Source organism: Streptomyces sp. NBC_01276, from assembly GCF_041435355.1.
Taxonomy (GTDB): Bacteria; Actinomycetota; Actinomycetes; order Streptomycetales; family Streptomycetaceae; genus Streptomyces.
In genome coordinates, this window is the sequence record NZ_CP108442.1 from 1,287,635 (window position 1) to 1,304,126 (window position 16,492).

15 protein-coding genes are annotated in these 16,492 nt (G+C 76.7%); 5 read left to right on the forward strand and 10 right to left on the reverse strand.

Going from position 1 to position 16,492, the window contains the following annotated elements:
* Positions 1 to 126 precede the first annotated feature (126 nt).
* A complete protein-coding gene (locus OG295_RS05375; protein WP_371675800.1) occupies positions 127 to 531 on the reverse strand; it encodes a hypothetical protein in 405 nt (134 codons plus the stop codon).
* 141 nt (positions 532 to 672) lie between these two features.
* Here OG295_RS05375 and OG295_RS05380 point away from each other — a divergent pair, with 141 nt between their 5' ends.
* Positions 673 to 1,449, forward strand: coding sequence for an MBL fold metallo-hydrolase (locus tag OG295_RS05380; RefSeq protein WP_371675801.1), 777 nt, complete (start codon positions 673 to 675; stop codon positions 1,447 to 1,449).
* Positions 1,446 to 2,159: a DedA family protein gene (locus tag OG295_RS05385; RefSeq protein WP_371675802.1), complete on the forward strand. Its 714-nt coding sequence runs from the start codon at positions 1,446 to 1,448 to the stop codon at positions 2,157 to 2,159. Before OG295_RS05380 ends, OG295_RS05385 begins: the two co-directional genes overlap by 4 nt.
* A 77-nt stretch (positions 2,160 to 2,236) precedes the next feature.
* On the opposite strand, the gene OG295_RS05390 is transcribed toward OG295_RS05385, so the two are convergent.
* The 5 genes from OG295_RS05390 to OG295_RS05410 form a co-directional block, all read right to left on the reverse strand.
* Complete coding sequence (locus tag OG295_RS05390; protein ID WP_371675803.1) at positions 2,237 to 3,664, reverse strand: amidase; 1,428 nt, start codon at positions 3,662 to 3,664, stop codon at positions 2,237 to 2,239.
* An 82-nt stretch (positions 3,665 to 3,746) separates the two neighbouring features.
* Entirely contained in the window at positions 3,747 to 4,415 is a 669-nt protein-coding gene (locus tag OG295_RS05395; protein ID WP_371675804.1) for a formylglycine-generating enzyme family protein, read from the reverse strand.
* 60 nt (positions 4,416 to 4,475) lie between these two features.
* Complete coding sequence (locus OG295_RS05400) at positions 4,476 to 5,678, reverse strand: MBL fold metallo-hydrolase (RefSeq protein WP_371675805.1); 1,203 nt, start codon at positions 5,676 to 5,678, stop codon at positions 4,476 to 4,478.
* 43 nt (positions 5,679 to 5,721) lie between these two features.
* On the reverse strand, positions 5,722 to 6,981 hold the full coding sequence (locus OG295_RS05405) for an aminotransferase class I/II-fold pyridoxal phosphate-dependent enzyme (RefSeq protein WP_371681115.1): 1,260 nt from the start codon (positions 6,979 to 6,981) through the stop codon (positions 5,722 to 5,724).
* Between the two features lie 139 nt (positions 6,982 to 7,120).
* Entirely contained in the window at positions 7,121 to 7,693 is a 573-nt protein-coding gene (locus OG295_RS05410; RefSeq protein WP_371675806.1) for a TIGR03086 family metal-binding protein, read from the reverse strand.
* Between the two features lie 188 nt (positions 7,694 to 7,881).
* On the opposite strand from OG295_RS05410, the gene OG295_RS05415 reads away from it, so the two are divergent.
* Entirely contained in the window at positions 7,882 to 8,748 is an 867-nt protein-coding gene (locus OG295_RS05415) for a methyltransferase domain-containing protein (protein ID WP_371675807.1), read from the forward strand.
* A gap of 126 nt (positions 8,749 to 8,874) precedes the next feature.
* The gene (locus OG295_RS05420) at positions 8,875 to 9,618 is read left to right on the forward strand and encodes a nucleotidyltransferase domain-containing protein (RefSeq protein WP_371675808.1); all 744 of its coding nucleotides are present in this window, start codon (positions 8,875 to 8,877) and stop codon (positions 9,616 to 9,618) included.
* Positions 9,619 to 9,631: 13 nt separating this feature from the next.
* Here the strand turns inward: OG295_RS05420 and OG295_RS05425 are convergent, their stop codons facing one another.
* Both OG295_RS05425 and OG295_RS05430 read right to left on the reverse strand, forming a co-directional pair.
* Complete coding sequence (locus OG295_RS05425) at positions 9,632 to 11,599, reverse strand: DUF5107 domain-containing protein (protein WP_371675809.1); 1,968 nt, start codon at positions 11,597 to 11,599, stop codon at positions 9,632 to 9,634.
* A gap of 64 nt (positions 11,600 to 11,663) precedes the next feature.
* Complete coding sequence (locus tag OG295_RS05430; RefSeq protein ID WP_371675810.1) at positions 11,664 to 12,257, reverse strand: GNAT family N-acetyltransferase; 594 nt, start codon at positions 12,255 to 12,257, stop codon at positions 11,664 to 11,666.
* A gap of 34 nt (positions 12,258 to 12,291) precedes the next feature.
* Between OG295_RS05430 and OG295_RS05435 the strand changes: the two genes are divergently transcribed.
* Positions 12,292 to 13,050 (forward strand): hypothetical protein, encoded by a 759-nt coding sequence (locus tag OG295_RS05435; protein WP_371675811.1) that lies wholly within the window; start codon positions 12,292 to 12,294, stop codon positions 13,048 to 13,050.
* A 93-nt stretch (positions 13,051 to 13,143) separates the two neighbouring features.
* On the opposite strand, the gene OG295_RS05440 is transcribed toward OG295_RS05435, so the two are convergent.
* Complete coding sequence (locus OG295_RS05440; protein ID WP_371675812.1) at positions 13,144 to 15,135, reverse strand: LpqB family beta-propeller domain-containing protein; 1,992 nt, start codon at positions 15,133 to 15,135, stop codon at positions 13,144 to 13,146.
* A 13-nt stretch (positions 15,136 to 15,148) separates the two neighbouring features.
* A complete protein-coding gene (locus OG295_RS05445; RefSeq protein ID WP_371681117.1) occupies positions 15,149 to 16,492 on the reverse strand; it encodes a M20/M25/M40 family metallo-hydrolase in 1,344 nt (447 codons plus the stop codon).

Below are 16,492 nucleotides of genomic sequence, written 5' to 3' on the forward strand. Positions count from 1 at the left end.
ACGGTCCGCGCCCCGCCCGCGGTCCCCTCGCCAGCGTCGCACAGGGCCGTGGACCCGGCCGGTCGACACGGGTGGCGCACGGACGCGGGCCACGGGCGTGCGGAAGGGGTGTGCGGAAGGGGCGGCCTACGTGCCGTCGTATCCGGCGGTGGGCATGGACAGGCGGCGGTGCACCTCGGCCTTCATGGCGGTGGTGTAGTGCGGTTCGTCGAGTCCGGTGGTCTCCAGGCGGACCCCGCGGCGCGCGCACTCGGCGGTGAACTCCTCGACGGAGCGCAGCGCGCGGGCGAGGACGCGCCGGTTGGGGGCGACGAACAGGTCGACCTGCCCGGCGTCCACGTCGCACCAGAGCCCGCAGTGGTCGGCCCGCAGCCCGTAGAAGAGCAGGTGGCGGGTGACCACGTAGCCCTGCTCGGCGGCCCAGCGCGCGCACATGGCGTGCTGGCCGCGGGTGTCCACGGCGAAGGGGTCGGCGTCGAGTTCCTCGAGCGGGGCCAGGCTGGCGATCGCGGCCACGCGCAGCTCTTCCATGGCGCCCGACCCTACTCCGTTGTGGGCTCCGGGAGGAGGGGGCCGTCGGGTTCCGGTTGTCCGCGACCGCCTTGCGCGCGGATCGGCGGGGGAAGACCTACGCTCGGTGGACCGTGGGGGTCCGAGGGAGGGAGTGCCGGGGTGCCGGTGGAGATCACCTGGTGGGGTCATGCCACGTGCACGGTGCGGGATTCGGGGGTACAGGTGCTGACGGACCCGTTGTTCGCCCGGCGGTTCGCGCACCTGCGGCGGCGCCGCGGTGCGGTGCCCCCGCCGGAGGCGGCGGAGGCGGACGTGGTGCTGGTGTCGCACCTGCACGCCGACCACCTGCACCTGCCGTCGCTGGCCCGGCTGCCGGTGGGCAGCCGGCTGGTGGTGCCGCGCGGGGCGTGCCGGGCGGTGCCGGGGCTGGCCCGGCTGGCACGGATCCGTCGGCTGACGGTGACGGAGGTGGCCCCGGGGGACGAGGTCGCGGTGCGCGAGGGCGTACGGGTACGGGCGGTCAGCGCCCGGCACGACGGGCGGCGGCTGCCGTTCGGGCCGCAGCGGGCACCGGCCCTGGGGTACGTGGTCCAGGGCGCGGCCCGCACGTACTTCGCCGGTGACACCGGGCTGTTCGAGGCCATGGCCGAGGAGGTCGGGCCGGTGGACGTGGCCCTGCTGCCGGTCGGCGGCTGGGGCCCCTGTCTGGGGCCGGGGCACCTGGATCCGGAGCGGGCGGCGCGGGCGGCGGCGCTGCTGGGTCCGACGGCGGCGGTGCCGGTCCACTACGGGACGTACTGGCCGATCGGCATGGACGCGGTGCGGCCGCACGAGTTCCACTCGCCGGGCGAGGAGTTCGCCCGGTGCGCGCTGCGGCTCGCGCCGAAGGTGACCGTACGGGTCCCGGGGCACGGGGAGCGGGTGCGGCTGCCGTGACGCCGTGGTGGGAGGCGGCGGAGGTCGTCGGCCGGGTGCCGCCGGAGACCACGCAGCGGGCGGTGGGGTACCCGGCGCTGTTCGTGCTGGTGGCCCTGGGGGCGCTGGTACCGGTGGTCCCCACGGGGGCGCTGGTGAGTTCGGCGGCCGTGGTGGCCTTCCATCAGCAGGCATTGCCGTTCGGGGTGTTGGGGGTGTTCGCGGTGGCGGCGGTCGCGGCCTTCTGCGGTGACGTCGCCCTGTACTGGCTCGGGCAGCGGGGGGTGCGTTCGCGGGGCGGCTCGCGACGGCTCGAATCCCTGCGGGGGCGGGCCACGCCGGAGCGGCTGGAACGCGCGCAGGCGAAGCTGGACGAGCACGGGGTGCTGGTGCTGGTGCTGTCGCGGCTGGTCCCGGCGGGGCGGATCCCGGTGATGCTGGCCTGCCTGCTGGGCGGGGTGCCGCTGCGGCGGTTCGTGCGGGGGGACGCGCCGGCTTGTCTGGCCTGGGCGGCGACGTACGCGCTGATCGGGATCCTGGGCGGCTCGCTGTTCTCCGAGCCGTGGAAGGGCGTGGTCCTGGCGGTGGGCCTGACGCTGCTGATCAGCGCGGTCCCGGCGGTGTGGCGACGGCTGCGGCCCGAGGGCCCGTACGGGCCGGACCGGGGGAAGGGGCCGGACGGGCCGGGCGGGGCGGACCGGCCGGACGGGGCGGACCCGGCGGGTCCCTGAGCGCGTCCGGCCGGGCCTGCGGCGACGCCGGGCCCGCGCCCCGAGTCGACGCCGGGCCCGCGCCCCCGGCGGGTCCGTCAGAGGGCCAGGCCGGGGATGCGGTGGGCCCACGGGCGGGCGGCTTCGAGCTGGGCACAGACCTTCAGGACGGTCGCCTCGTCGTGCTGCCGGCCCACCAGCTGGACGGCGAGCGGCAGTCCGTCCGTACCGAAGCCGGCCGGGAGGGAGGCGGCGGGGTTGCCGGTGACGTTCCACAGGGCCGTGTAGGCGATCATCGGGAGGGAGCGCAGCATCGCCCCCGTCATGCCCGCGCCGTCCAGGGCACCCACCCGGCGCGGCCGCCGGGCGAGCGTCGGGGTGAGCAGCAGGTCGGCGCGGTCGAAGACGCGGTTGGCCCGTACCGCCATCCGCTCCCCCGCGCGCACGGCCCGCTCCACGGCCGCCTCGGGTACCAGCCGGGCGAACCGCAGGGTCTGCCGGGTGCGGCGTTCGAGCAGGTCGGGCCGGTCGGCGGTGCGGGCCTCCGCGCGGACGCCCCCGCAGAACTGCGGCAGGAACGCGGCCGTGGTGTCGGGGTAGCGGGGGTCGACCTCCCTTACGTCGTGGCCCAGTTCGCGCAGGGCCGCCACCGTCCGCCGCAGGGCCGCCGCGTGTTCGGGGTGGGGGCGCACGCCGGGTACCGCGGGGGTGTCCGACCAGCCGATCCGCAGCCGGCCGGGCTCGGTGGAGGCCGCCCGCACGAAGCTCGTCGTGGCGGGCCGGGCCGCCCAGCGGTCGCCGGGGGCCGGGCCGGCGAGGACGTCGTAGAGCAGGGCGCTGTCGAGCACGGAGCGGGTGAGCGGTCCGATGGTGCCGAGGGCGTACCAGAGGTGGGGGTGCGGGGCCGTGGAGACGCGGCCGCGCTGCGGTTTGAGGGCGAAGAGCCCGCAGCAGGCGGCCGGGATGCGCAGGGATCCGCCTCCGTCCCCGCCGAGCGCGGCGCCGGCCAGTCCGGCGGCGACGGCGGCGGCGCTGCCGCCGCTGGAGCCACCGGTGGTGCGGGCCGTGTCCCAGGGGTTGCGGGCGTAGCCGTGCGCGGACGACTCCGTGAACGGCCACTGGCCGTACTCCGGCATCGCGGTCTTGCCGATGATCACGGCGCCGGCCGCCCGCAGCCGGCGGACCGCCTCGGAGTCCTTGGCGGCCGGGACGCGGTGGGCGGCGCCGCCGAACGTGGTGACCTCACCGGCGACGTCGAGCTCGTCCTTGACGGCGACGGGCACCCCGAGCAGGGGCAGGTCCCCCTCGCCGGCCGCGCGGGCCGCGTCGCGGGCGTCGGCCTCTGCGAGGGCCGGCCCGGCGAGGACCGTGCGGAACGCCCCGAGCCGGGGGTCCAGGCGTTCGGTCCGCCGGAGCGCGGCCTCGGTCAGCGCCCGCGCGGTGACCTTCCCGGACCGTACGAGGTCGGCCTGCCGGGCCGCCCCCAGGAACAGCAGTTCGCCGTCGTCCACGTACGCGCCCCTCACGGTGGGTTGTGTGCCGGAACCGGCACGGTATGCCAGGCGGGGCCGGGTGCGACAGGGGGTCGACGGGGCCGGCGCGGCGGGTTCAGGCCGCGCCGGAGCGGGCGAGGCGGAAGCCGACGTCGTCGACGCGGAAGGTGGGGTGGCTGCGGCGGCGGGCCGAGGCACGGCAGCTCCAGTGCTCGTCGAACCAGCCGCCGCCGCGCAGCACCCGGTAGGTGCCGTAGACCTCGGGGTCGTAGAGGTCCCAGCACCAGTCCCAGACGTTGCCGAGCATGTCGTGCAGGCCCCACGCGTTGGGGAGTTTGCCGCCCGCCTCGTGGAGGGTCCCGTCCGAGTTGCCGCGGTACCAGGCGATGTCGTCGAGCGGGCCGTGGCGCGGGCCGTCGGTGCCGGCGCGGCAGGCGTGTTCCCATTCGGCCTCGGTGGGCAGCCGGTAGCCGTCGGCGGAGGTGTCCCATGCGGCGCTCTCGCCGTCGAGGCGGTAGGCGGGGGCGAGGCCCTCGCGCAGGGAGAGGGCGTTGCAGAAACGGACCGCGTCCCACCAGGAGACGCCCTCGACGGGCAGCCGGTCCCCGTGGACGGTGCTCGGGCGTAGACCGGTGACCCGCGCGTACAGCCCCTGGGTGACGGGCAGGGCGGAGAGCCGGCAGGGTTCGAGTGCGACCTGCCAGCTGCGCTGCGTCCGCCGGTCGGAGAGGGTCACCCGCCCGCCGGGAATGGAGATCATCTTGATGCCCGTACCGAGGTCCATGAACAGGTGATCCTATCGGTACGAACCCCAACCGATCCGTCCACGACCGCTGTTGGGGTCCTACGCTCCGCTCCGGAGGGCGGGAGCCGGGGCGTCGGGGCACGGCGGTGGGGGGCCGAGGGTGCGGGAGCCTCCGACGGGGAGGTCCCAGAGGTCCCGGCGGGGCAGCCCCGCGCGGGCCCAGGCGGCGCGGGCGCGGTGCAGGGGCTCCATGACCGGTTCCGCGGAGAGGACGAAGGTGGCCCAGTGCATCGGGGCCATGCGGCGGGCCCCGAGGTCGAGGCAGGCCCGGACGGCCTCCTCCGGGTCGGCGTGCACGTCGCGCAGCCACCAGCGCGGGGCGTAGGCCCCGATGGGCAGGAGCGCGAGGTCGATCCCCGGGTGGCGGCGGCCGATCTCGGCGAACCAGTGGCCGTAGCCGGTGTCCCCCGCGAAGTAGACCTTCCGGCCGCTCGCCGCGTCGGTCAGCACCCAGCCTCCCCACAGGGTGCGGCAGGTGTCCAGCAGCGAGCGCCTGGACCAGTGATGGGCGGGAACGAAGTCGAACCGTACGCGGCCCAGTTCGGCGGACTCCCACCAGTCGAGCTCGGTCACCCGGGTGAAGCCCCGGCGGCGGCACCATCGGGCGAGGCCGGCCGGGACGAACAGGGCGGTGTCGCGGGGCAGCCGCTTGAGGGTCGGGGCGTCGAGGTGGTCGTAGTGGTTGTGGCTGATCACCACCGCGTCGACGGGCGGCAGTTCCTCCCAGCGCACCCCGACGGGCGTCATCCGGGCCGGGGTTCCCAGGATCCGGCGGGACCAGACGGGGTCGGTGAGCACGGTCAGCCCGCCGGTCCGCAGCACCCAGCTGGCGTGTCCGGCCCAGGTGACGCAGACGCCGCCGGGGGCGGCGGGGGGCAGCGGGGCGGGGGCGTACGGCAGGTCGGGGATACCGCTCAGCCCGTCGGGGCCGGGGCGGAAGGCGCCCTCGCGGGCCAGCCGGGCGAAGGCCCGGACACCGGGGAGCGGGGTCGTCAGCCGGTCCGCGAACGAACGCGGCCACGCCCGCCGTTCACCGGGCGGCCTGGACGCGCGGCCGCCCGCCGGCGCGGGGGCGGGGCCCGGCCCGGGGGTGTCGGAGCACCCGTCGGCGGCCGTCCGGGGCGCGGGGGCCGCGTCGGCGGGCGCCGAACCCGACGGGAGCGGGGACGCGGGGACGGCCGGGGGCGGGGCGGGTGGGGGTGTGGGGGCGGGCGGCGCGGGGGCGTCCGTCTGGTCCCTCATCGAGGAGTCTCCGTTCAGCGCGGCCGGATCGAGCGGGGGAAGGTCAGTCGGCCAGCCCGGCGAGCACCGACCCGAGCCGGTCCAGCGCGCCCCGGACGTGCGGCAGCCCCAGCGGGTCGCGGGCGCCGAGCGTGGCGAGCCGTTCCTCCGGGGTGGCCCCCAGCAGCGGTCCGGTCGCCAGCCGCACGCGCAGCGCGCCCAGGTCGTCCGCGAACCGCTGCCCGCCGGGTGTCGGCGCGCCCAGCCGGGCGCCGAGCCAGTCCTCCAGCTCCATCGCGTCGCCTACACCGTGCCGGGCCAGCCCGGCCCGCAGCGGGTTCAGGTCCGCGTACAGGTGCCGCCCGGCCTGCGGGGGCCGGGCGAGCGCGCCTACGGCCAGCAGTTCCCGGTGTGCGGCGGCGGCGACCGCGCCGTGCATCGCGGCGGCCGCGTACGCCCGCCCGGCGACGGCGTCGGGTTCGTCGAGCGCGTGCGCGGCGGCCCCCGCGACCGGCCCGGCGACCAGGGCTCCCGTGGCCGTGAGGACGTCGAGGGTGCGGGCCCTGAGCCAGGTGCCCCTCGGGGTGCCGGGGAAACGGAGCACGGCGGCGGGCCAGCCGGCCGGCAGCAGCGATCCGGCCAGGTCCACCAGGACGGCGGCCTGTTCGGGGAGCATCTCGGCGGGGCTGAGCACCAGGGTGTCGTACGGCCGGTGCACAGTGTCGCGCCAGCTCTCGTCGCTCACCACGAACAGCCCGGCCGACTCCGCCGCCTCGCAGGCCTCCCGCACCATCTCGGGCGGAGGCACCGTCGCGGTGGGGTCGTCGGCCACCGACAGCAGCAGGACGCGCGGGTCCCCGCCCTCGGCCCGGACCCGTCGGACGGTCTCCAGCAGCGCGTAGGGGTCGGGGATGCCGCCGCACTCCGCGGGGGTGGGCACGTGGTAGGCCCGGCGTCCCAGCAGCCGGACCTGCGGAGTCCACCAGGCGGGACACGGCCGGGGCAGCATGACATCGCCGCCGTACGCGCCGAGCAGGGCCAGCAGCAGGGCGGGGGCGCCGGGCCCGGCGGCCACGTTCTCGGGGGCGGTGGCGAGCCCGCGCCGGCCCCAGTGCCGGCAGGCCGCCTCGCGGACGGCCCCGCCGCCGCCCGGGGGTTCGGGGGCGGCCCGGCCGGCCGCGTCCGCGAGCACGGCGGTCAGCTCCGGCAGGACGGGCAGGCCGGGCTGCGGCGCGGGGGGACCGTAGCGGACCGGACCGCGTCCCCGCGCGCCCGAGCGCCAGTCCCCGGACACCCCGGGCACCCCGGCCGGCCCGTCCGCCATCCCCACCACGTGTCCGCCTCCCGCCGCTGCCACCGACACCCATGCCGTCGCCGTCGCCGCTGAACGATCAGCTCCGACCTTTATACGATTATTCGCCCCACTATGCCCGCCGACCGCGTGCCCGGTCGGCCGCGCGCCCTCATCCGCGCCTCCCGGTCATGGCCAGCAACCGGGTCTGCGCGTCCGCCCCGGCGGGCACGTCCAGCGGCGCGGCGAACATGCCGCTCGCCGCGAGGCTGTCCACGTAGGGCATGACCTCCTTGATCGCGAACTCCACCAGCCCGTCCGGCAGCCGGTCGTCCGCGCCGATCGCCCGCGCGAGGTCCCAGGTGTGCACGACGCAGTCGGTGATCAGCTCCGAGCAGTACGCCGACCCGCGCGTGGGCCCGTAGGAGAGCGCGACGGTCCGTTCCAGCGCACCCGGCGCGGCGAAGGCGGCGCTCGCTCCGGCCGCCGCCCGGTCCCAGGAGGCCACCGGGTCCGCGCCGAGGAGGTCCCCGGCGAGCGCGTCGCCGACCTCCGCGACCGTGCGGCCCTCGGTGAGCAGGGGCGGGATCCAGCGCTGCTCGCCGGTGACGTGGTTGACCAGGTCCCGCACGTTCCATTCGGTGCAGGGGGTCGGCGCGTCCCACTGCGCGTCCGCGACCTCCCGTACGCGCTCGCCGAACAGCCGCAGCGCCGCGGCGTGCTGTTCGAGCAGCGTCTCCGGCATGGGTCTCACCGTCCTCCGCGGTCGGGTCCCCCTGGGGCCCACTGTCCTCGCCCCTGCCTTTCCCTGCCACCGACCCGCCCAATCCCCTTGAAACACAAGGATGGTGTCCACATGTCAAAACGGCCATCTCAGATTCCGATCGAACCGCTACCGTGATCATCACGCTTCGAACGAAGAGGAGTGCAGCCATGAACGACACGCACGGGACCCACGAAGCCCACGAGCCGCACGAGCCCCGCAAGCCCCACGAGCGCGCCGTCTACACGCACGGCCACCACGAGTCGGTCCTGCGCTCCCACCGCTGGCGCACGGCGGCCAACTCGGCGGCCTACCTGATCCCCGAACTGCGTCCGGGCATGCACGTCCTGGACGTGGGCTGCGGACCGGGCACCATCACGGCGGACCTGGCGCGGCTGGTGGCCCCGGGCGGCCGGGTCACGGCGGTCGACGCGGCGGCGGGCGTCCTGGAGCAGGCGGGCGCCCACGTGCGCGAACACGGGCCGGCCGGGTCCGTCGACTTCGCCGTCGCGGACGTCCACGCGCTGGACTTCCCCGACGACTCCTTCGACGTGGTCCACGCCCACCAGGTGCTGCAGCACGTCGGCGATCCGGTACGGGCCCTGCGCGAGATGCGGCGGGTCTGCCGCCCCGGCGGGATCGTGGCCGTGCGCGACGCCGACTACGCGGCGATGACCTGGTACCCGGCCTCCCCGGTCCTGGACGAATGGCAGGCCCTGTACCGCCGGGTCGCCCGTGCCAACGGCGGGGAACCGGACGCCGGGCGGCGGCTGCGCGCCTGGGCGCGGGAGGCGGGGTTCACGGACCTGACCTGCTCGGCCACGGCCTGGTGCTACGCGACTCCGGAGGAGACCGCCTGGTGGTCGGCGCTGTGGGCGGACCGTACGACGGCCTCCGCGTACGCGGACGTCGCGGTCCGGGGCGGCCACGCGACGGCCTCCGGCCTGGCCTCCATCGCCGAGGCCTGGCACGCCTGGGGGGCCCACCCCGACGCCTGGTTCTCCGTTCTGAACGGCGAACTGCTGTGCCGGGTCTGACGGGTGCCGGTCCGGGGGCCGGTCCCGGGGCCGGCGCCGCGGAGCCGGTCGCCGCGGAGCCGGTCGCCGCGGTGCGGTGCGGAACTCCGTTGATCGGGGTGCGGGGGCCGTGACACCGTGAGTGCCGTGACCACCGACCCCCTCGCCCAGGCGCGACGTCTGACCCGTGACCTCTTCCCCGACGCGACGGCCGTCGTCCTCGCCGGGTCCACGGCGTCCGGGCGGGCCACCGCGCTCAGCGACCTCGACATCGCCGTACTGATCGGGGACGGGGGCGAGACCTACCGCGAGACGCTCCGCTTCGAGGGCCGGGTCGTGGAGCTCTTCGTCCACACCCCCACCGGCCTCGCGGAGCTCTTCGCGGCGGACGTCGCCGCCCGCCGCGCGGTACTGCAGAGCATGTACGCCACCGGTCTCGTACTCGCCGACACGGACGGCGCGGCCGGGCGGGCCCGTGCCCGCGCCGAGGCGGACCTGCGCGCGGGGCCTCCCGCGCTGGACCCGGCGACGGTCGAGACCAAGCGGTACGGGCTGACGGACGCCCTGGACGACCTCGCCGACGCGGGCGACCGGAGCGAACGCCTCACGGTGGCCGGCGTCGTGTTCGACGCCGCGGCCGACCTGCTCCTCGACCACCGCCGCGCCTGGACCGGCACCGGGAAGTGGCTGCCCAGGCGCCTGCTCCGGGCGGACCCGCGGCTCGGGGCAGCCCTCCTCGACGGGCACCTGCGCGCAGCCGGGGAGGGTGATCCGGCCCCGCTCGCCGAGGCGGCGTCGGAGGTCCTCGGCCTGACCGGCGGGCCCCTGCGCGAGGGGTACCGCCGGACCTGGCGCGGCACCATCGACTCGATCGCCGCCGCCGGCCGCTGACCCGGCCACCCGGCTACCCCGGCGGCCGCATGCGGAAGTCGTAGGCCGGGGGCAGCGGGGCGTCCGTGAGGGTGGACCAGATCTCCGAGAGGGTCTCCTCGCCCTCCCGCAGGTCGGGCAGTTCGAAGCCGTCCTCGAAGACCCGGCGGGCGGCGCCCACGTGCCCTTCGGCCGCCAGCAGCCGCGCGGCGAGCAGCCGGAACCGCCCCTGCTCCCGCAGCACGGGCCGCAGCCGGTCCCAGACCGCGCGGGCCGCCGCCAGGCGTCCGGCGGCGAGCAGCGCGGTCATCGCCTCCCGCCCCAGCGCGGACTCGGCGGCCTCCCAGCGTTCGCCGCCCCGGCTCTCCCCCGCCAGGTCCTCGAAGGCCTCCGCGTACCGGTCGGCGGACCGTTCCCGGTCCCCGGCCAGCGCGTCGGCCACCGCGAGGGCGCGCAGCAGCGGCCAGCGGGAGGGCGCCAGCGCCAGCCCGCGCTCCCAGCTGCGCACGGCCTGGGCGGTGTCGCCCGCGTGCCACTGGGCCACGCCCAGGTGGTACTCGGTCAGCGGGTCGGCCGGGGCGGTCTCCAGCATGTCCCGCCAGTGCGGCGCGACCAGCGCCGGCCCGGGCGGCACCACCTTGCGCGGGGTGGGGAAGACCCCGCTGCGCCACAGCTCCAGCCAGGGCCGCTGGTCCTCCCCCAGGGTGGACTCCGGGAAGGGGGTGCCGGGGAGCTTGAAGCCCCCGCACAGCACCTCCAGCGCGCCCCAGCCGGAGCCTTCGGCCAGCCGCTCCCCCGGTTCGGTGTCGGCGTGCCCGCGCCACGCCCCGTAGGCGGCCTCCAGCGCCTCGGCCGGCAGCGCGGTGTCGAGGGCCGCCGAGGCCGCACCGCGGGCCGCCGCCCAGTCGGCGCCGTGGACGGCCGACGGCTCCGCCGAGAGCGGCCCGTACGCCTCCATCCAGGCGAACTCCGCCCCGGCCTCCAGACGTACGTGTTCCAGCTGGGTCCGGGCCAGCCCGGCCTGGATCTCGGCGTAGCCGCCGGTGCCCGGGGCGGTGAGCCATTCCTGCCAGCGCCGGCCGCCCGCGCCGGCGCCCCACACGAACAGCTTGCGGCCGCGCAGCCGCCCGGTGGAGGCCTGCGCCAGGCCGTGCCCCTCCGCGTCGAGGGAGGCGATCCAGGGCCGGTCCGCGTCCTGGACCTCGTAGAAGAAGTCCGCCGGGTGGGCGCTGTTGAGCGGGTACGTGCGGTCGGCGTCCTCCCAGCGCGGCACGGGGATCCGGCGCAGCGCACGCTCGTACCCGAAGTGCCAGGCCTCCTCGGCGGGGGCGAGCACGCGGCGGCCCGGCTCCTCCGGGACGGCGGTGTTGGACCACCAGTACACGGGGACGGGCCGCTCGTGCGGGTTGCGCACGCGGACGCCGACGTGGAGGAAGTCCGAGTCGGCGGGCAGCCACAGGTCCACCTGGAAGGGCAGGTCGCGCAGCCGCTCCCACTCCCACAGCCGCACCATCACGCCGCCGTCGGGGGCGGGGACGAGCGCGGCGTGCAGGGGGGCGCAGGACAGGGTGGTGTGTCCGGTGGCGCCGATGTTCCACTCGATGCCGCCGGAGAACCAGGCGCCGTTGAGGGCGAAGTTGGCGGGCTGGAACACCGGGTTGCGGTAGAGGAGTTCGCGTCCGGTGGGGAGGTGGACGAGGGAGTGGACCCGCCCGCCCAGCCCCGGCAGCACCGTGACGCGCAGGCGGCCGTTGTCGATGACGACCGCCTCGAACTCCCGCTCCGCGCGCTCGCGTCCGTAGCCGTCGCGGAGGTGCACCGGAAGCAGCGAGCGCAGCGGTTCGTGGCCGACCTGGCGGGCCATGTCGCGCGGCAGTCCGTGGCGCGAGCGCTCGTCCAGTTCGTGCACCGCTTCGGGCGCGCGCAGGGCGGGGAGGGGGTTGTCGGGTCCCAACGGGGCTGCCGGGAGGGTCAGTAGGGCACGTCGGACGGTGGTGGCCATGAGGAAATGGAACACGCCGTCCCGGCCGGTGCACAGGGGTTCCGCGCATCACCACCGGTCAGGATTACGCAAAGGAGCCCGTGGCCGGTCCGGCGGGCCGCGGGGTCGTACACATGTCCGCCGTCACGGCCCAGCGTTCGTGGTCCCGCCAGGCTCCGGCCACGTGGAGGAAGTCCGGCGAGAGCCCCTCCAGACGGAAGCCGCGCCCCCGGACGAGGGCGATGGAGGCGGCGTTGCCCGGCTGGACGTTCGCCTCCAGGCGGTGCAGCCCGAGGCCGCCGCCCTCCTGCGGGGCGAAGGCGTGGGCGAGGACCAGGTCGAGGGCCTCGCCCAGGAGTCCGCGGCCGGCGGCGTGCGCGAAGGCCCCGTAGCCCAGGGCGCCGCAGCGGAAGGCGCCGAGAACGATGTTGTTGATGTTGACGAAGCCCGCGAGGTCCCCGGTGGCGCGTTCGCGGACGAGGAACCCGGCCCGCCCCTCGCCCCCGGCCAGCCGGGCGGCGTAGGGCTCGTACTCCTCCACCGTGGTGGGCGGGAACAGCCAGGGCTCGTGCAGGTCGCGGCTCTCGCGGGCGCGGGCGGTGAACTCGGGTCCGTCGGCGGGGCGGTAGGGGGCGAGGCCGACCCGGGGGCCCGTCACGAGGTACGGAGGAAATGGCATCGTCCCAGGCTACGAGGCGTGGCAGCATTCCGGTGTGATCATCACCCCCCGGAATTCCGAAACCGTCGGCACCGCGACCCTGGTGCTCGCGGCGGCCCGCAACAACGCCGAGTGGGTCGCGGCCGTCTGCCGCGACGGAGCCTTCTCCGGCTCCGTGTGGAGCAGCGCGCGGCGCACCCCGCCGCTCTACCCCGACGCGGTCTCCCTCACCCCGGAGGCCTCGGCGCAGGAGGTGGTGGCCGGGATCGACACCGGCTCCCCCGGCTGCTCGGTCAAGGACAGCTTCGCCTCGCTGGACCTGGCCCCGGCCGGCTTCGAGGTGCTGTTCGAGGCGCAGTGGATCCACCGCCCGGCGGGGCCGGCCGGGCGGCCGGCCCCGGGCACGCAGTGGTCCGAGGTCCGGACCGCCGCCGAGCTGGACGCCTGGGAGGCGGCCTGGGACGGTGCGGCGAGCACCGGGCTGTTCCACGCGGACCTGCTCGCCCGGGACCTCGTCTTCCTCGCGGGCCGCTCGGGAGGGCGGATCGTGGCGGGGGCCGTCGCGAGCGCCGGGGGCGGCGTAGTCGGCGTGTCCAACCTCTTCACGGTGGACGGGGCGCACGGGGCGGGCTCCGACCCGGACGGGGCGGCCGCGGCGGTCGGCGCGGCCTGGGCGGCCGTCCTGGAGGCCGTCGCGGCCCGCTGGCCCGGCCTGCCGGTGGTGGGGTACGAGCAGGGGGAGGACCTCGACGCGGCCGTGCGCGCCGGGTTCACCCCGATCGGCCCGCTGCGCGTCTGGCTGCACACCGCCTGATCCGGCGGGTGCCGGCCACGGTCCCCGCCGGGCCCCCGGGCGGCGCCGGCGGGCGGGCCGTGGCCCCGTGACCGCCCGCACCGGCCGCGGGGGTCAGCCGTGCAGGGCCAGACGGGGGACGTCGTCCCGCACGAACCCGAAGACCTGCGCGTACAGGGACAGCTCCGCCTCCAGCGCCCGCACCATCGTCTCCGCGCGCCGGAAGCCGTGCCCCTCGCCCTCGAAGGCGACGTACGCGTGCGGCACGCCGCGCCCGCGCAGCGCGGCCAGCAGCCGTTCGGCCTGGGCGGGCGGGCAGACCGGGTCGTCGAGGCCCTGGAGCAGCACGAAGGGCGCGGCGATCCGGTCGGCTCGGGCCACCGGGGAGCGCTCGCGGCAGCGCACGGCCAGGGTCGGCGGCGGTCCGGCGAGACCGTCCACGTAGCGCGATTCCAGGTCGTGGGTCTCGGCGGCGAAGCCCCGCAGGTCCAGGACGGGGTAGATGATCGCCGCGCACGCGTACAGGTCGGTGGCGGCCAGCGAGGCCGCCGCCGTCCAGCCGCCCGCGCTGCCGCCCCGGATGGCGAGCCGGCCGGGGTCGGCGGTGCCCTCGGCGGCCAGGGCGCGGGCGACGGCGGCGCAGTCCTCGACGTCGACGACGCCCCACTGCTCGCGCAGCCGCTCGCGGTAGGCGCGGCCGTAGCCGGTGGAGCCGCCGTAGTTGACCTCGACGACGCCGATGCCGCGCGAGGTGAAGTAGGCGATGTGCAGGTCGAGCACGGGCGGCACGTGGTCGGTGGGGCCGCCGTGCGCCCACACCACGTACGGGGGCAGTTCGTCGGCGGGGGCCCGCCGGGCGGGGTGGTGCGGCGGGTAGACGTGGGCGTGGATCTCCCGGCCGCCGGGGCCGGGGAAGGTCCTGGTCTGCGGTTCCGGGTAGTGGGCGGGGTCGACCGGGTCGGTGGCGCGGGCGCCGGCCACCCGGGTGTGGCCGGTCGCGGTGTCGAGTTCGACGATCTCGTAGCCGCTGCGGGGACTCGCGGCGACCCCGTAGACGCGGGTGCCGCTGACGGCCAGCGCGGGCTGCCAGGCGGTCCAGGGGCCGGCCGCGTCGACCAGGTGGCCGCTCTCCGGGTCGAGGATGCCGAGGACGGCGGCGCCCTGGCCGTGCAGGACGGCGATCAGCCGGTCGGGCAGCGGGGCGATCCAGCTCAGCCCGGGTTTCCACAGCGCGCCGCCGAACTCCTCCTCGCGGGGGCAGAGGTTGACGGCCTCTCCGCCGTCCGGGTCCACCCGGTACGGGTTCCACCAGCCGCTGCGGTCGCTCACCGCGAGCAGGGTCCCGTCGGCCGCCCACGCCACCTGGGCCACGGCCTCCTCGGGGCCGCCGAGGACGGTGCGGGGGGCGGTGAGGGTGCCGTCGGGGGTGATGTCGGCGAGCTGCAGTTCGGTGCCGTCCCAGGGCATCCGGGGGTGGTCCCACACCAGCCAGGCCGCCCGCCGGCCGTCCGGGGAGAGCCTGGGGCCGGTCCGGAAACGGTGGCGGTCGTCGGTGAGTTCCCGTACGGCGGCCCGGTCCCCGGCGGCCGATCCGTCGAGCGGGACGGCGGCCGTGACCCGGCGCACGTCGGTCGGCCCGGGGCCGGTGAACTCCTCCAGCACGCACCAGACCTCGGCGCCCCGCAGCACCGGGTCGGCCCAGCGCAGGCCGCCGCCGACCGGGGAGAGGGGGGTGAGGGGACGGGGGTCCGGGCTTGCGGGCGCGTCGGGCTCGTACGCGTACAGCCGCTGGTCGCCGTGGTGGACGAACACCACGAGCGGTCCCCCCGAGGGCTGTTGGGCACCCGCCCAGGGCAGGCCCCCGTACTCGGTGAGGCGGCTGCGCACGTTCCACGGCGCGGGCAGCACCGAGCGGGCGGCGCGGCCGTCGGCGGGCCGGCGCACCAGGGTCCGGCGGCCGCCCTCGCCGGGGCGGGGCTCGGTCCACCACACCTCGTCGCCGACGGTCCCCAGGTACTCGGGGCGGCCGTCGTGGGCGGCGGCGAGGGCGGCGTCGATCGGCGAGGGCCAGCTGCCGTAGGGGCCGTCGGAGGCGGGCGGATCCATCAACGGGTGCCCCTCACAGGGTCCGCAGCGCGCGGTCGAGGACGCGGACGCCGAAGTGGAGGGCGTCGACCGGGACCCGCTCGTCGACGCCGTGGAAGAGGGCCCAGTAGTCGAAGCCGGGCGGCAGCTTGAGCGGGGAGAAGCCGTAGCCGGTGATGCCGAGGCGGGAGAACTGTTTGGCGTCGGTGCCGCCGGCCATGCAGAAGGGGACCACGTGCCCGTCGGGGTCGAAGTGTTCGACGGCCTCGCGCAGGATCCCGTAGGTCCGCCCGTCCACGGGGGCTTCGAGGGCGACCTCGCGGTGGTGGAACTCCCAGTGGACCTCGGGCCCGGTGAGCGCGTCGAGGGTGGCGGCGAACTCGGCTTCGCCGCCGGGCAGCGTGCGCCCGTCGACGTACCCGGTGGCGCGTCCGGGGACCACGTTGAGCTTGTAACCGGCTTCCAGCATCGTCGGGTTGGCGCTGTTGCGGACCGTGGCCTCCACCAGTGCGCCGGCCGGGCCCAGCTTGCCGAGGACGGCGTCGAGGTCGAAGCCGGGGGCGCGCGGATCCACCGACAGGCCCTGGAGGGCCGCGAGTTCGGTGATGCAGGCGGCGACCGTGCCGGTGAGCCGGACCGGCCACTCGTGTTCGCCGATCCGGGCGACGGCGGCGGCGAGCCGGCTGACGGCGTTGGCCTTGTTGGGCTTGGAGCCGTGTCCGGTGGTGCCGTGCGCGGTGAGCTTCAGCCAGGCGGTGCCGCGTTCGCCGGCCGCGATGGGGTAGAGGGACCGGCCCGGCCCGGTGTGCAGGGTGAAGGCTCCGGACTCGCTGATGCCCTCCGTGCATCCCTCGAAGAGGTGCGGGTGGTGGTCGGCGAGGAAGCCCGATCCGTCGACGGCGCTGTCCTCCTCGTCGGCGGTGTAGGCGATCACGATGTCCCGGCGCGGCCGTACGCCGTGGCGCGCCCAGGCCCGTACGACGGCCAGCACCATCGCGTCCATGTTCTTCATGTCGACCGCCCCGCGGCCCCAGACGACGCCGTCGCGGACCTCCCCGGAGAAGGGGTCCACGCTCCAGTCGGCGGCGTCGGCGGGGACCACGTCGAGGTGGCCGTGGACGAGGAGGGCGGGCGCGGTGGGGTCGGTGCCCTCGACGCGGGCCACCACGTTGGTCCGGCCCGGGGTGCGTTCCAGCAGGGCCGGCTCCAGTCCGGCGCCGGCGAGACGTTCCGCCACGTACTCGGCGGCGGGCCGCTCGCGGCAGTCGCCGCCGCCCCGGTTGCTGGTGTCGATCCGGATCAGGTCGGAGGTGAAGCCGACGGCCTCCTCGAAGGCCGTCGCGTCGAGCGCGCCGTTTTCGCCGTCCACCCATCGCAT

What these genes read in the sequence shown, in the direction of transcription:
- OG295_RS05445 (WP_371681117.1), bottom strand. Translation starts at nt 16,492, where the DNA reads ATGCGATGGGTGGACGGCGAAAACGGCGCGCTCGACGCGACGGCCTTC.
- OG295_RS05405 (WP_371681115.1), bottom strand. Translation starts at nt 6,981, where the DNA reads ATGGCGGACGGGCCGGCCGGGGTGCCCGGGGTGTCCGGGGACTGGCGC.
- OG295_RS05375 (WP_371675800.1), bottom strand. Translation starts at nt 531, where the DNA reads ATGGAAGAGCTGCGCGTGGCCGCGATCGCCAGCCTGGCCCCGCTCGAG.
- OG295_RS05400 (WP_371675805.1), bottom strand. Translation starts at nt 5,678, where the DNA reads ATGAGGGACCAGACGGACGCCCCCGCGCCGCCCGCCCCCACACCCCCA.
- OG295_RS05425 (WP_371675809.1), bottom strand. Translation starts at nt 11,599, where the DNA reads ATGGCCACCACCGTCCGACGTGCCCTACTGACCCTCCCGGCAGCCCCG.
- OG295_RS05395 (WP_371675804.1), bottom strand. Translation starts at nt 4,415, where the DNA reads ATGGACCTCGGTACGGGCATCAAGATGATCTCCATTCCCGGCGGGCGG.
- OG295_RS05440 (WP_371675812.1), bottom strand. Translation starts at nt 15,135, where the DNA reads ATGGATCCGCCCGCCTCCGACGGCCCCTACGGCAGCTGGCCCTCGCCG.
- OG295_RS05410 (WP_371675806.1), bottom strand. Translation starts at nt 7,693, where the DNA reads ATGCCGGAGACGCTGCTCGAACAGCACGCCGCGGCGCTGCGGCTGTTC.
- OG295_RS05415 (WP_371675807.1), top strand. Translation starts at nt 7,882, where the DNA reads ATGAACGACACGCACGGGACCCACGAAGCCCACGAGCCGCACGAGCCC.
- OG295_RS05430 (WP_371675810.1), bottom strand. Translation starts at nt 12,257, where the DNA reads ATGCCATTTCCTCCGTACCTCGTGACGGGCCCCCGGGTCGGCCTCGCC.